15 protein-coding genes are annotated in these 13,941 nt (G+C 44.7%); 1 reads left to right on the top strand and 14 read right to left on the bottom strand.

Annotated features, from left to right (window positions below):
• Nucleotides 1–54: 54 nt before the first annotated feature.
• The 7 genes from ccsB to GDZ68_RS00440 all read right to left on the bottom strand — a co-directional run bounded on the left by ccsB (nt 55) and on the right by GDZ68_RS00440 (nt 6,748).
• Nucleotides 55–1,239 carry a c-type cytochrome biogenesis protein CcsB gene (ccsB, locus tag GDZ68_RS00410; protein ID WP_153720301.1) on the bottom strand — a complete coding sequence of 395 codons (1,185 nt, stop codon included), beginning with the start codon at nt 1,237–1,239 and terminating at the stop codon, nt 55–57.
• Nucleotides 1,230–2,888 carry a cytochrome c biogenesis protein ResB gene (gene resB, locus GDZ68_RS00415; protein ID WP_153720302.1) on the bottom strand — a complete coding sequence of 553 codons (1,659 nt, stop codon included), beginning with the start codon at nt 2,886–2,888 and terminating at the stop codon, nt 1,230–1,232. Before resB ends, ccsB begins: the two co-directional genes overlap by 10 nt.
• Nucleotides 2,889–2,903: 15 nt before the next feature.
• Nucleotides 2,904–3,440, bottom strand: a complete 537-nt coding sequence (gene resA, locus GDZ68_RS00420) for a thiol-disulfide oxidoreductase ResA (RefSeq protein ID WP_153720303.1) — start codon at nt 3,438–3,440, stop codon at nt 2,904–2,906.
• 104 nt (nt 3,441–3,544) lie between these two features.
• Nucleotides 3,545–4,276, bottom strand: coding sequence for a pseudouridine synthase (locus tag GDZ68_RS00425; protein ID WP_153720304.1), 732 nt, complete (start codon nt 4,274–4,276; stop codon nt 3,545–3,547).
• A 108-nt stretch (nt 4,277–4,384) separates the two neighbouring features.
• Complete coding sequence (locus GDZ68_RS00430) at nt 4,385–5,395, bottom strand: D-alanyl-D-alanine carboxypeptidase family protein (protein ID WP_228550964.1); 1,011 nt, start codon at nt 5,393–5,395, stop codon at nt 4,385–4,387.
• A complete protein-coding gene (gene scpB, locus GDZ68_RS00435) occupies nt 5,392–6,000 on the bottom strand; it encodes an SMC-Scp complex subunit ScpB (RefSeq protein WP_153720305.1) in 609 nt (202 codons plus the stop codon). The genes GDZ68_RS00430 and scpB overlap by 4 nt, the downstream gene beginning before the upstream one ends.
• A gap of 1 nt (nt 6,001) precedes the next feature.
• Complete coding sequence (locus GDZ68_RS00440; RefSeq protein ID WP_153720306.1) at nt 6,002–6,748, bottom strand: segregation/condensation protein A; 747 nt, start codon at nt 6,746–6,748, stop codon at nt 6,002–6,004.
• Between the two features lie 36 nt (nt 6,749–6,784).
• On the opposite strand from GDZ68_RS00440, the gene GDZ68_RS00445 reads away from it, so the two are divergent.
• The gene (locus tag GDZ68_RS00445; RefSeq protein WP_153720307.1) at nt 6,785–7,294 is read left to right on the top strand and encodes a DUF309 domain-containing protein; all 510 of its coding nucleotides are present in this window, start codon (nt 6,785–6,787) and stop codon (nt 7,292–7,294) included.
• Here GDZ68_RS00445 and GDZ68_RS00450 read toward each other — a convergent pair.
• From GDZ68_RS00450 to GDZ68_RS00480, 7 genes are all read right to left on the bottom strand, one after another.
• The gene (locus tag GDZ68_RS00450; protein WP_153720308.1) at nt 7,291–7,665 is read right to left on the bottom strand and encodes a GNAT family N-acetyltransferase; all 375 of its coding nucleotides are present in this window, start codon (nt 7,663–7,665) and stop codon (nt 7,291–7,293) included. The two genes, GDZ68_RS00445 and GDZ68_RS00450, sit on opposite strands and share 4 nt — an antisense overlap.
• 178 nt (nt 7,666–7,843) lie before the next feature.
• Nucleotides 7,844–9,172 (bottom strand): diaminopimelate decarboxylase, encoded by a 1,329-nt coding sequence (gene lysA / locus GDZ68_RS00455; protein ID WP_153720309.1) that lies wholly within the window; start codon nt 9,170–9,172, stop codon nt 7,844–7,846.
• Between the two features lie 85 nt (nt 9,173–9,257).
• The gene (locus GDZ68_RS00460) at nt 9,258–10,718 is read right to left on the bottom strand and encodes a spore germination protein (RefSeq protein WP_153720310.1); all 1,461 of its coding nucleotides are present in this window, start codon (nt 10,716–10,718) and stop codon (nt 9,258–9,260) included.
• A gap of 1 nt (nt 10,719) precedes the next feature.
• Nucleotides 10,720–11,508: a SigF/SigG family RNA polymerase sporulation sigma factor gene (locus GDZ68_RS00465; protein ID WP_153720311.1), complete on the bottom strand. Its 789-nt coding sequence runs from the start codon at nt 11,506–11,508 to the stop codon at nt 10,720–10,722.
• 3 nt (nt 11,509–11,511) lie between these two features.
• On the bottom strand, nt 11,512–11,958 hold the full coding sequence (spoIIAB, locus tag GDZ68_RS00470; RefSeq protein ID WP_153720312.1) for an anti-sigma F factor: 447 nt from the start codon (nt 11,956–11,958) through the stop codon (nt 11,512–11,514).
• Nucleotides 11,948–12,301 carry an STAS domain-containing protein gene (locus tag GDZ68_RS00475; RefSeq protein ID WP_153720313.1) on the bottom strand — a complete coding sequence of 118 codons (354 nt, stop codon included), beginning with the start codon at nt 12,299–12,301 and terminating at the stop codon, nt 11,948–11,950. Before GDZ68_RS00475 ends, spoIIAB begins: the two co-directional genes overlap by 11 nt.
• Nucleotides 12,302–12,643: 342 nt before the next feature.
• Nucleotides 12,644–13,939 carry a pyrimidine-nucleoside phosphorylase gene (locus GDZ68_RS00480; RefSeq protein ID WP_153720657.1) on the bottom strand — a complete coding sequence of 432 codons (1,296 nt, stop codon included), beginning with the start codon at nt 13,937–13,939 and terminating at the stop codon, nt 12,644–12,646.
• Nucleotides 13,940–13,941 lie beyond the last annotated feature (2 nt).

Here is a 13,941-nt window from a genome sequence, read left to right on the forward strand (position 1 = left end):
TCTTTAAAAAGAAATAAAAAGACTGCATGACAATGTTTGCCATGCAGTCCGCTGTTATGCGTATGAATGCAAGCCTGCAATAATCAGGTTAACCGCGATCAAGTTAAACATAATGATGACGAAACCTATTACAGCCAGCCAAGCCGATTTCTGACCTTCCCATCCGCGTGACAGACGCAAGTGAAGAAACGCAGCATAGAACAGCCATGTGATGAGAGCCCAAACTTCTTTTGGATCCCATCCCCAGAATCTCGACCAGGCTTCGTGCGCCCAAATCATAGCGAAGATCAGTGCACCGAGTGTAAAGACCGGAAAGCCGATCAGTACAGCCCGATAGCCGATTTCATCCATCAGCTGAGAATTGGCTTTTCTTGCGAGCGGCTGGAAAACCGCAGCAATCGGCTTGCGCGCAATCAAGCGCAAGATTATATACAGCACAGAACCTACCACAAGAGACCACACAAGAGTAGACATCTTTTGAGCGTTTATAATCGGCGGCAGTTCAAAGAAAGGCGTCATTGCATCAGGTGTCATTGCTTCGTATTCGTTCATCCCAAATAATGGAGGGACATGATACGTAATTTCAGCGGGCTCCTGATTTTTATCAATATACGTAAATTCAGCTTCATAATTCATCACTTTGAATGTCGTGGATGTGACTACAAAACCAAGTACAAGAATCAGCGTATACATCACTGCTTCAATCCAAAAACGTTGTTTGGACTTTTTTGTCATATCTATATTTTTCACTAGAAATACAAGTCCTGCAATCGCACTGATCGCAAGGATAGATTCACCGATAACTGTTGTAATTACGTGGATGAACAACCATTTACTCTGCAATGCAGGAATCAACGGAGTAACATCCCGCGGAAACATGGTCGCATAAGAGATAATGATAATCGCAACCGGCAATGCAAATAATCCGAGCGACGGTGTCCGGTAGATAATATACAGCAGAATGAATGCTCCTACGAGCATCATTCCAAATGCAGTTGTAAACTCGAACATGTTACTGAGCGGTGCATGACCTGAAGCGGCCCATCTTGTAAAGAAATATCCTAAGTGGGTTAGGAATCCGATGATTGTAATGATCAGACCGATGGTTCCCCACTTACTGTTGTGATAAGCTTTTTCTGTTTTCGATTTCTTAATTGCTCCACCAAAAAACAGTGTAGCCACTAAATAGGCAACAAATGAAACAAATAATAAGTTACTGCTGATGGTAACTAAGTCCATATGTTTTCGTCCCCTTCCTGTTCTAGCTTGTCCAACTCAGGATCCTGACGATCAATATAAGCAGGCAAGTCTGCAGACTCCCGTAATTTATCTAGTTCTTTTCGTAAAGAGAACCAGTTTTTATTCGTGTGTGCAGCAATCAATAGATGTCCTTCTGAATCCTCTTGAATCCAGATTCTGCGATGTTGCCAGTACATGCCCTGAATAACACCGATCATAAAGACCAGTCCGCCCAGCAAGAGAATGTATAATGTCTTGTCTTTCCTAATCGTTAAACCGGAAATGTTTCGAGTATCAGCAGCGGCAAACTTCACTGCATAATCATTTTCTTCAACCTCTAACGTTTGCTGGATGGCAATAAAACTCTTTTCGCCCTCCGGCTTATCAGGCGTGTTCATTTGAAAAATGAAGGCCGGGTTATTCGGAATTGGCGACTTGGAGTATGGCTCGCCGTCCTTAATTCCGTCGTAATCAGGATAAAAACCGAGCATATCAACTGTAGATCCATTTCCTAGGTCATACTCTTTTTCTGGATTACTCAGATTGACCGTGAATTCTCCCAACGATTTTTCGGTTGTTTTTTCTACTAAATGAAATGTCATGGTACTCAATTCATTCAACTTATAATCCATCTGGAAAACGCTGTAGCCATTAAATGTCAACGGTTTATTTACAACAATGGAATAGTCTTTCATTTTTTCAAGATCGTCACTTCCAGGCAGCGCCCCGTCTTTTTTCTTGTACAGGGTGACATCTGTTTGGTAGTTTTTTACAACACTACCTACTTTGTCAAGTGCTGCTCCGAAAACTTCCTCTGCTTCTTCCTTCGTATAGTTTTCTAAAATAAATCCGCGATTTTCCAGAACGTAACCGTCTGCACCAATGATATTGCGGGTTTCGCCTTCACGAAGCCACATCGTTTCATCTACATAGAAACCGGGTATCCCACGCAATAGAACACCGATAAAAAAGATGATCAAGCCGGTATGGTTTACATAAGGGCCCCAGCGGGAAAACCGGTGTTTTTCTGCCAGGATCGCTCCGTCTTCTCTTTTTATATTATAATGAAAATCTTTCAGTTTCTTTTCAGCATTATCGAGCGACTCTTTTGTGTTTACGATTTCGCCTTCTCCAAAAATTCGCTGACGTTTCATAAAGGATGGGTGACGGCGTGTCCGCTGTTTTTTCAGTGATTTATACAGCGGAATTACACGGTCTATACTTGCGATAATAATAGAAGTTCCGAGCATTCCGACCAGGATTTTAAACCACCAGCTATTATACATATCATAAAAACCGAGCTGATAATATAGTTTTCCGACAGTGCCGTACAGACGCTCATAGTATGCCAGATATTCTGCATCAGTTGTCGCAGGTACATAGAACTTCTGAGGAAAAATCGTACCGATTGCGGAAGCAATCAACACAGCTGCTATGATGCTGACCCCGATTTTTACACTCGAGAAAAAGTTCCAAATTTTATCGATGATGGAGCTGCTGTAAGTTTGAGACCTTCTGGAAGAGCCTTCGTACCGCATATCCACAATGTCACTTTTCTTCGCCTTTTCGGACAACGGCCGTCCACACTTTTCACAAAGCTCCGTACCAAAAGGGTTTTCATGACCGCATTGGCATTTAATATTGCTCATTGAGTAACAAACTCCTTACTTTGGCTGAATACTTTCTAAAAACTCCCTAATTTGTTCTTCCGTCATCCCTTGTTTGATGATTTTTATAATTTTACCTTCAGGGTTAATTAAGAAAGTCGTAGGCAGCGGTTTGATATTATAAAGATCCATTACCGTTTTATTCTTATCCCATAACATTGGAAATGAAAGACCCATGTCATCTCTGAAAAGCTCAATCTTTACTTTGGGTTCTCCGACATTCACTGTCAGGATATTTACACCCTTCGCTTCAAAGTCTTTGTACATATCCTCCATATGCGGCATTTCTTTTTTACAAGGCGGACACCAAGTACCCCAGAAATTCAAGAATACACCTTCGCCTTTGTAATCTGATAAGCGATGCGCATTTCCATCCAGATCAACCAGCTCGAAATCAGGAGCTTTGTCTCCTTCAGCCAATACTGTCACTTTATCTTTAGAAGTAATCGCATATACAATAATAGCCGCCATAATTACGAGAAGGACCGTCCGGAAAATCAGCCGGTTTTTTTTCTTGTTTACTTTCTTGGCCAATCATGAAACCTCCCGTCAAATTTACGTTCAACAGTCATTATACCAAAACGGAAAAAAAGTTGACGCAGCACTAGTGATAGGTTTGTGAACTTTTACCGCCTCTATCAGCCGATTTTGCCTGTTTCCGCAAGAACGCGCAACTGTTTCAGTTCATGCGTTGTCAGCTCTCTCGCTTCGCCGGCATTTAAACCGCGTGTCGTCAAGTTCGCAAACTGTTCACGTTTTAGCTTTTGAACGGGACAGCCTATTGCTTCAAACATTCTGCGGACTTGTCTGTTGCGGCCTTCGTGGATCGTAATTTCGACAATAGCAGAATTAGTTTTCTTATCGACAGTCGTCATTTTTACTTGAGCAGGCGCCGTCAATCCATCTTCGAGATTAATTCCTGTCTCTAACTTTTTCAAGTTTTCCCGTGTTGGAATGCCTTTTACTTTCGCGACATAACGTTTTTGAATTTCAAATTTCGGATGAGTCATTAAGTATGAAAAATCTCCGTCATTTGTCAGCAGCAGAACGCCTGACGTGTCATAGTCCAATCTGCCGACAGGGAAAATCCGCTGGCTTACTTCAGGTACCAGGTCCATGACCGTTTTGCGTCCTTTTTCATCATCAACGGTAGATATGTAGCCGCGGGGCTTATAGAGTAAATAGTAGACAGGCGTTTCTTTAGTCAATTGAACGCCTTCTACTGCAATCGTATCTGTTCTGCTCACTTTTGTGCCAAGTTCTGTCACCGTTTTTCCGTTCACCTTAACCAGGCCGTCGAGAATCAGTTTCTCAGCTTTTCTACGAGACGCCACTCCAGCTTGCGCCAATACTTTTTGTAATCTTTCCATTGGTTCCTCCTTGGTGTTACATGCTGTAAAAAATTATGTCACACTTTGGGCTAAATGAAAAGAAGACTGACCTAGACAGGTCAATCTTCGAAATTGTTAGTATTATAGCTATTTATCGCTTTCGATGCTGACTGCTACAGTCTTTACGGGTTCTTTTCCTAAGTAGACGGACCAATAGCCTTCCTTCTGTTGTTCATCAGTTTGTGGAATTTGCAGCACATTCGATAAATTTCTCTTCTCTTCTTTGCTGACAAGCATTTTAATCGGCTGATCTATGGACGCTGTAAGATGAGGAAAAACTTGATAGCGCCCTTTTTTCACCACAGTGTACTGTTGATATTCAGAAAATACCTGCTGAGAAAGATGTTTATGGGTTCTCCAGTCATCCCCGTTATTCAGTGTCACCACTATGACCGACTTGCCGTCTTTCTCAAAATAAGTAGCGAGCGTTCGGCCGGCCGCTTTCGTAAAGCCCGTTTTGCCCGCAATTGCGGAAGGCTCGGATAAGAGCAAGCGATGCTTATTCTGCCAGCTGTTTTTCCCCTGTTCATTCTCAAACGGATAGTTTACCGTCGTGGCGATTTTTCGGAAGTCTGGATTTTTCATTGCATAGTACAGCATTTTGGCTGTGTCGTATGCTGAGGAAAGATGCTGTTCGTTATGCAGGCCGGATGGATTCGTAAAATACGTCTGATCCAATCCGTGATGTGATGCCTGTTCATTCATTAAATAAACGAACCCCTCCAATGAGCCTCCAGCATGCTCCGCAAGCGCCTGTGCCGCATCATTGCCGGAGCGCAGCATCAGTCCGTACAGCAGGTCATGGGTTTTCACTGCAGATCCGGCCTCCAGATAAATCGAGGAGCCTTCTGCCGCGGCAGCTTCATTCGAAATGATTGTTTCCTGATTTTCCGGCAGCAACTCCAAAAATGTATACGCGGTCCACATTTTTGTCAGACTGGCAATCGGCAGCGGGGAATGCTCATTCTCTCCTTTTAGCAGTCGTCCGTTCTCTGCATCAATTACTGCCCAGGCAGAACCAGATGCATCTGCCGATTGTGGTGTGCTGAACAGCAGTATACACATGACAACGAGTGCAAACATCGAACGCTTTCTCAAGCATCATGTCCTCCTTCTCCCTGTATTGAAAAAGCTTCCTGAAACTTCGTCATGAATAAATCCGGATCTTCCGTTTCCTGTTCTTCTTCCAATGAAAGCGGAGGGAGCTCAGCGATTGACCCCAGGCCGAAACGGTCCAGAAAGAACTCCGTCGTGCCATATAAAATCGGCCGCCCCGGACCGTCCATCCTTCCCACTTCTTCGACAAAACCCTTGCCTGCCAATGAATACAATGCCCGTTCAGATTTCACTCCCCGAAGATCATCCACTTCCACACGTGTGACGGGCTGTTTGTATGCGATGATTGCCAGGACCTCAAGTGCTGCCTGTGTAAAGGTCGATGGTTTCGGATTTTCGAGCATTTTCTTGATTTCATCCGCCAGTTCGCCTTTCGTCACCAAGCGGAAACTTCCGCCATAGCGCTTGACCGTAATGCCCCGTTCCTCGCCGTCATCATAATTCTTCTGTAATCTGGCGATAATCTGATCTGCCTGCACTTCGTCACAATCCAGTAAAGCAGAAAGCTGTGCAAGTGTCAGACCTTCATCACCCGCGACGAATAAAAAACTCTCGGCTTTGCCCAGCTGTGTAATTTCTATTTCCATTTCATTCCTCTCCCTGAATCAATGAGATTGTCAACTCTTCAAAATTATCACTCTGCCGGACTATGACTTCTTGCAGTTTCATAAGTTCCAGCAAAGAAACAAATGTCAGAACCAGCTCTGCTGTATTTGTCATGTCAAACAGCTCATGGAATCCACATTCCCCACCGCAGATTTCAAGTTTGCCCATGATTGCGGACATCTGATCGCCGACAGACTGCTCCGTTTTTGTTATACTTGCAGTAAGCGGCAGACGAAGTTTTTTTCGCTGAAGCATCTTTTGGAACGCGCCAATCAAATCGAAGACATTCAGCTGCTCTGCTGTTTCAGGTATCAGTAATTCACCGTAATCCGCCAGATCTTCAGGCTTTTTCGTAAAATGTTCGTCACGGTCTGCTGCTGATTCCCGCAGCGAGTCGGCAGCTTCTTTATATCTTCGGTACTCAATTAATCTGGCAATCAGTTCTTCACGCGGATCTTCTTCGTCGTAATCAAACTCCTCGTCAAATTCTTCTTCCTCATTGACAGGCAGCAGCATTTTACTTTTGATTTCGAGAAGGGTGGCCGCAAGCACCAGGTACTCGCTTAATTCGTCCAACTGCAGAACACGCATGGCATGCAGATGCTCTATGTACTGATGGGTCAGCTCTGCCATGGGTATATCATAAATATCAATTTCCAAGCGGTTGATCAAATGCAGCAGTAAATCTAACGGTCCTTCAAATACTTCTAGTTTCACACTATAGCTCATTTTGCTTACCTACCTTAACAGAAAGGAATGATTTGGTTGAACCCTTACTACCATCCTCTTTTTCTACAGTTTATTGTGTATTTCAATGACAATCAAGACTATTTCGAATGCCATGAAGTGCTGGAGGAGTATTGGAAAACGCAGGACGGTTTTTCAAAAGATCATCCGCTGACTGCTTATATCCTGCTGGCGACCGGTATGTATCATTGGCGCAGAGGAAATGTGACCGGCGCTTCCCGGACAATGAATAAGGCTTCGCAACGCTTCCGTCAGATACCGGCTAAATTTGATGTCTATTATGACGAAGTGGCGGTTGATGAAGTTCTTCATCATATCCAGAACAGCTTAAATCGGATGCAATCTGGTACGTGTTTTACGGCGTTCCCGCTCCCTGTTTCACCTGAGCTTCAGGCGGCAGCAGAGACTGCAAGACCTTCCCTGTTGCTCTTGCCGAAAAACAGCGCGTCCGTCATTCATAAGCATATGCAGCGGGACAGGTCAGATATTCTGCTGCAACGCGAAGAAAAGAAGAAGGGCAGCAGTTAGGAATCTGCGCCTTCTTCTTTTCTTTTACAGCTTTGTATAAATTGTTCTGTAAAGTCGGTACTTTTACATTGATAGCCTGGATAGATCAATGCCAGCTCTTTCACCATTTCATAGCCAATTCCTTCGCCGCGGAAAGATGGATTAACAGAAATGTGCTGAATTGTGTAGGTTTTATTAAGTTCATCCAGTTCCACACCAATCAGCCCAATATAGTCTTCAGCTTCTTTGTATAGAAATAGCTGACTGTTCTCATCGCATAAATATTGCTGAATGGTCTCCTGAAGTTTTCGCAGCATTTTTTCGCTGGGAATATAAGATAGAAAACCCATGGCGATTTTTTCTTGCGCTTTCTTAAAACGGATAAGTTTCAATAGTAACCCCTTCTTTTCAGAAATCCTCTGTACAGTTTACACGAACATTCCATTTTATTCAACTCATGGCCTTATTGATAATTCGGGTCGATGACGGGAACAACAAAATACCAATAGACGACTCCCCAAATCAGTGCGATTACAATAATTCCTAAAAATAGGTAAAGGTTTTTCTTCTTCATTCGGCAAACTCCTTGCCCATTTGCTGAAGAGGGAGATCTAATTTGATAATGTCTTCATATGTTTCCCGTCTTACAACCAGCTGATGCTGTCCTCTTTCGGCAAATACTACCGCAGGACGAGGCAGACGGTTATAGTTGCTCGCCATCGAATACGTGTAGGCACCTGTACAGAAAATCGCGATCAGATCACCTGTTTCAACATTCGGCAAGGAGGCTTTTTCGATCAGCTTATCACCTGATTCACAGCACTTCCCGGCAATAGTCCATTGTTGATCATGCGGCTCATTCATTCGATTCGCAGCAGCGCTTGAATAATGTGCGTCATATAAAGCCGGACGGATATTATCAGACATCCCCCCGTCAACTGCTACATATGTGCGAACATTCGGCACTTCTTTTGTGCTGCCGGCGGAATAGATCGTTGTCCCTGCATCGCCTACAAGTGAACGGCCCGGCTCAATCCAAATCTCCGGCACCGGATACTCACACTCTTCCGACATTGCTTTGACAACATCCGCCATTTCTTCTACATAGACTGCCGGCTCGAGCGGCTGATCTTCCTCCGTGTAACGTATGCCGAAGCCTCCGCCTAAATTGAGTACAGGGCATATAAACTGATACGTCTCACGCCATTTGACCATTTTTTCCATCAGTACTTCTGCAGCAAAGCGAAAAGCATCTGTTTCGAAAATTTGTGATCCAATATGACAGTGCATACCAAGGAAGTTAATATATTCATGATCATGCAGCGCATCAAATGCCCGGTCGGTTTGTCCATTTTTCAGATCAAATCCAAATTTGGAATCTTCCTGCCCCGTCGTAATATAATCATGTGTATGAGCTTCCACGCCTGGTGTGACACGGATCAGCACATTCATCTGTTGTTTACGTTCTGCCGCAATATCCTGGATGAGCGCTATTTCCAAAAAGTTATCGACTACTATACAGCCGATCTGTTCTTCAAATGCATATATGATTTCTTCTCTGCTTTTATTATTTCCATGGAAATGAATCCTTTCACGAGGGAAACCTGCAGCAACCGCTGTATACAGTTCGCCTCCTGACACCACGTCCAGAGACAGCCCCTGCTGCTCCGCCAATTGATAAATCGCAATGGAGGAAAAAGCTTTACTAGCATAAGCAACCTGCGCTTTTATACCCTTCGTCTCGAATGTTTTCTTAAATGCATTCGCACGCTCTTTGAACAGCTCTGTATCATAAACCATGACAGGTGTTCCATATTGCGAAGCAAGTTCAGAAACATCGACCCCTCCTATTGTTAAATGACCTTTTTCATTCACTGCCTGAGTTCCATAAAGATGCATTCAGCATACCCCTCCCGATTTCTCTAAGGTAAACTTTATCATAATAAGATAGAGAGAGGCAATCTTCTATGGGAATGAACAGTAATTATGACATTCGGTCACGGTTCGGCGATTTCGTAACGAAAGGCCGCGGATCATCGATGGTCATCGGGAAACGGATCAAAACGCGCAGCAGCGCTTTCGGGAAAAACGGTGTAAACGGCCACAAATATGGCACATTCATCGGTTTCAGTGAACATAGATAGAAGTACATGACTGCGAAAGCTATAAAAAATCCAGGCGCACCGAATAAAGCGGTTGAAACGAGCAAAAAGATTCGAAATACTTTTGTCGTAATACTTAATTCGAATGAAGGAATAGCAAACGTCAAAATTGCACTGACAGCGACATAAAGTACGACTTCCGAAGAAAACAGCCCTACGTCAATCGCCACCTGCCCGATAACAATTGCTGCTACTAATCCCATGGCGGTCGACAGCGGTGTCGGGGTATGAATCGCCGCCATACGCAGCACTTCAATCCCGACATCCGCCAGTATAAGCTGGACAAACAGCGGCACTTCTCCCCATTCATTCGGCCCGATATACTTGATGGCTTCGGGAACAAACTGCTTCTCAGTCGACAGTAAGTACCAAAACGGCAGCATCACCAAACTCAGAAAGGTTCCCGTAAAACGCACCATACGGATGAATGTCCCGATCAACGGCGCTTGCCTGTATTCTTCCGCATGCTGCATATGATGTACAAGTGTTACAGGCACGAGAATCACGGAGGGCGAAGTATCCACGATGATCGCAATATGGCCTTCGAGCAAATGGGCTGCACAAATATCAGCACGCTCTGTATAACGGACGAAGGGCATCGGATGGAACCCTTGCTTAAACAAGAATTCCTCGAGCGACTTATCAGACATCGTCAGACCATCCGTTTCCAAGTTGTCCAAGCGTTCACGGACGAAATTCAGATGTTCTTCATTTGCCGCACCTTTCATAAAAGCGATGGCGATATCCGTCTTGCCTTTTACGGACGTCTCATGCATTTCAAATCGCAGCTCCGTTGCGCGCAGCCTTCTGCGTATTAACGCGGTGTTCGTCAAAATGTTTTCTGTAAAGCCGTCACGGGAGCCGCGAATTACTTTCTCGGTATCCGGCTCTTCAGGCTGCCTGCCGGGATAGGAACGGACGTCCAGTATGAACGTAAAGCCATCCGCCATCACAAAGACAGCCAGCCCGCTCAAAAGTGACTTGGCAACCGTATCCTCGTCTTTCGCTACTTCCAGTGCATGATACGGAAAATAATCGATCATCGCCCGGTCCGTTTCTTCATCGGACGAAGCAGACTTAAATAATTCATTGCGGTATTGCATTTCTGTCAGTAAGGTTGTCAAGACCTCTCCATCTACCAGTCCATTCATATACAGAAGAAGTATTTCTTTATCCCACAGGTGGATCCGCCGGCGTGTCGCGTCAAATGACTCGTCTCTGCCGAACTGGTTGATAAACCACCTTTCCCCTTCTCTTATAGACGTAAATAGAGTTTCGGTCAAATTATTTTCTCCTCACCTTCTCAAGCTGTTCCTCAGCATTTGCACCCATCCAGGTTTTCATCTGCGCGAGAATTTTCTTCTCAAGCCGTGATACTTGAACTTGTGAAATACCGATACGTTCTGCGATATCACTTTGTGTACAGTCCAAGTAATATCGCATGTAGATAATGGTTTGGTCGCGTTTATTCAAGCGGGTGATGACATCACGCAGCGGTATATGATCGAATACCCGCTCAGACCGGTCGTCACGCAGCTGATCCATCAGTGTCAGGCTGTCACCGTCACTTTCATACAGCTGCTCATGAAGCGATGCAGGATCCCGCAGTGCATCAGTGGCCAAAATAATGTCCTCCACTGTTACTTCAAGAATTTCCGCCACTTCTGAAATCGAAGGAGAGCGCCCTTGTTTTTTAATGAAATCATCCGTCGCATGGCGGATTTTATAGCTCAGCTCGCGGATGGTCCTGCCTACTTTCACCATGCCGTCATCACGAAGGTAGCGCTGGATTTCTCCGACGATCATCGGCACAGCATATGTGGAAAATTTCACTTCATACGAAAGATCGAACTTATCTATGGATTTCATCAAGCCGATACAGCCAATTTGAAATAAATCTTCTAAATCCGCACCACGCGAAGCAAATCGTTGAACGATGGACCACACCAGTCGGGTATTTCCCTCTACCATCATTCGCCTTGCTTCTTTGTCACCCGCCTGTGATTCCAGGATGAGTTCCCGCATTTTCTCTTGTGACAATAGAGCGTGCTGCTTCTCAACAGATGCTTCCATATGTCACCTCATTCTGCTTACTTCTATAATGGGAGAAAAACTTTTTTCAAATGTTACGACGGTCCCGTTTCCAAGGGTAGAATCTACACGTATACAATCTGCGAAACTTTCCATAATGGTAAAGCCCATTCCCGAACGTTCCATTTGCGGTTTCGTCGTGAACATCGGCTCCATTGCCTGCTCCACATCAAAAATCCCCATGCCTTCATCAGTTACCGTCATTTTGATATGACGGTCTTCAATTACTGCATGAATCTTTACCAGGCTTTTGCCGTCGCATTCATAACCGTGAATAATTGCATTCGTCACAGCTTCAGACACAATCGTTTTAAACTCTGATATTTCTTCCAGAGTGGGATCCAGCGGCGTGATGAAGCAGGTCATTGCCATTCGTGCGAGTGCTTCATTTTCTTCTATCGCCAGAAACGATAAGGTTAACTCATTTTTCATGTACAACCCCTCCGATTTCGTCGATTGCTTGCTCGACTGTACATTTTCTAATTACTTCACCGAGTCCCGAAAATTGAAAGATCTTTTCCATTGTCGGTGATGGATTCAATATCAATGTTTCACCATTGACAGGTGCCAAATCACGCATTCTCCCTAAAATTAATCCAATTCCCGCGCTGTCCATAAATCCTAGTAAGTTCAGATCCCAAATGATTGCGTTGGTTTTCCCTGCAAAAATCGCGTTGGATACTTCTGCTCTAATTTGATTGGCCTCATGGTTGTCGAGTTCACCTGCTAATGTAATGACGACAATGCCATTTTCCAATTGGGTAATAGTTGCCATATGTTCAAACGCCTCCTTCATGAAGGTATCATTACATATTTAGAACCCGAATCCTTTACTTTTGACAAAACTAGTCAAGAGCCCCTAAAGGTTCTTAGTTTGCGACAGAGCGTGCAGTTTACATGCCATTGATCGCGCTCCGGACAGAACGATTCCCTCGTGAGTCGCCCGTCTTCCGATTCAATCAACCAGTTGGGCGCTATCAAATCGGGAATAGTTTTCTCTCGAGCTACATAAAAGTATGTACAAAGAAAATCGTTTTTACACATAAACAGCAAAAAAAGCCATGCAGTCAGTCTAAATCCTTTTTCAAGGGTCCAGACAGCTGCATGGCTTATATTTTTAACGTGTATGAATCAATGATGGTGCCTGTATTTTTTCTTGAGTGATGCTGATGTGGTCTTGGAGCAGTTTGATAGAATCTTCTGCGTCTTGTTTATTAGTATGCAGGATGGCCAGTGCTTCGCCTTCTTTTACGCTGTCTCCAATTTTTTTCTGGAGAACGATTCCAACTGCAAGGTCGATGACGTCTTCTTTTGTGGCTCGCCCGGCACCCAGCAGCATAGCTGCGACTCCAACCTCGTCTGCGTCGATTGCGCTGACGTAGCCCGTTGTTTTAGCGGGCACTTCAATCTGATATTGTGCTTGCGGCAGAAGTTCAGGATGTTTGGTGACTTCAGGATTTCCGCCCTGTGCTTTGATCAGTTCACCAAACAATTGAAGCGCTTCACCGTTCTTTATAACGGTTTGCAGCTGACTTCGTGCGTCTTCTTCTGATTCCGCTTTGTTTGCGGCAAGAAGCATTTTACTGCCGAGCACGAGACAAAGTTCTGTCAGGTCATCCGGTCCGTTGCCTTGGAGGGTTTCAATCGCTTCTTTCACCTCAAGCGCATTGCCGATTGCAAAACCCAGCGGCTGACTCATGTCGGAAATGACGGCGCTCGTATTGCGGCCAACTTCATTGCCGATTGCCACCATCGCATCTGCCAATTGCTTCGAATCTTCGAGCGTCTTCATAAATGCTCCTGCACCCGTCTTGACGTCAAGCACAATAGCGTCTGCACCTGCTGCGAGCTTCTTACTCATGATAGAGCTGGCAATAAGAGGAATGCTGTCTACGGTCGCTGTAACGTCTCGTAAAGCATATAACTTTTTATCGGCAGGCGTCAGATTTCCGCTTTGACCGATGACAGCAATTTTCAGATCATTGACTTGCTCAATAAATTGTTCTGTTGAAATTTCGACATGGAATCCTTCGATTGCTTCCAATTTATCAAGCGTCCCGCCTGTATGCCCGAGTCCGCGGCCGCTCATTTTCGCTACAGGCACTCCGCAGGCAGCGACCAGCGGCGCGAGTATTAAAGTCGTCGTATCGCCTACTCCGCCGGTAGAATGCTTATCTACTTTTATGCCTTCAATAGCGGACAGATCTATCTGATCACCTGATTCCGCCATCGCCATCGTCAAGTACCCTTGTTCTTCCGTCGTCATCTTTTGAAAATAAATCGCCATCAGGAAAACACTTGCCTGATAATCAGGAATGGAGCCGTCTGTATAACCATTGACGAAAAACTCAATTTCTTCTTTTGTCAGCTCCCGGCCGTCGCGTTTCTTTTGAATTACATCAACCATTCTCAGCA

This window comes from Sporosarcina cascadiensis (genome assembly GCF_009650995.1).
GTDB classification, from domain to species: domain Bacteria; phylum Bacillota; class Bacilli; order Bacillales_A; family Planococcaceae; genus Sporosarcina; species Sporosarcina cascadiensis.

Excerpts from the sequence above, each read along its gene's own strand:
- ccsB (WP_153720301.1), bottom strand. The coding sequence starts at position 1,239 with ATGGACTTAGTTACCATCAGCAGTAACTTATTATTTGTTTCATTTGTT.
- resB (WP_153720302.1), bottom strand. The coding sequence starts at position 2,888 with ATGAGCAATATTAAATGCCAATGCGGTCATGAAAACCCTTTTGGTACG.
- GDZ68_RS00425 (WP_153720304.1), bottom strand. The coding sequence starts at position 4,276 with ATGGAAAGATTACAAAAAGTATTGGCGCAAGCTGGAGTGGCGTCTCGT.
- scpB (WP_153720305.1), bottom strand. The coding sequence starts at position 6,000 with ATGGAAATAGAAATTACACAGCTGGGCAAAGCCGAGAGTTTTTTATTC.
- GDZ68_RS00440 (WP_153720306.1), bottom strand. The coding sequence starts at position 6,748 with ATGAGCTATAGTGTGAAACTAGAAGTATTTGAAGGACCGTTAGATTTA.
- lysA (WP_153720309.1), bottom strand. The coding sequence starts at position 9,172 with ATGCATCTTTATGGAACTCAGGCAGTGAATGAAAAAGGTCATTTAACA.
- GDZ68_RS00465 (WP_153720311.1), bottom strand. The coding sequence starts at position 11,508 with ATGGAAGCATCTGTTGAGAAGCAGCACGCTCTATTGTCACAAGAGAAA.
- spoIIAB (WP_153720312.1), bottom strand. The coding sequence starts at position 11,958 with ATGAAAAATGAGTTAACCTTATCGTTTCTGGCGATAGAAGAAAATGAA.
- GDZ68_RS00475 (WP_153720313.1), bottom strand. The coding sequence starts at position 12,301 with ATGGCAACTATTACCCAATTGGAAAATGGCATTGTCGTCATTACATTA.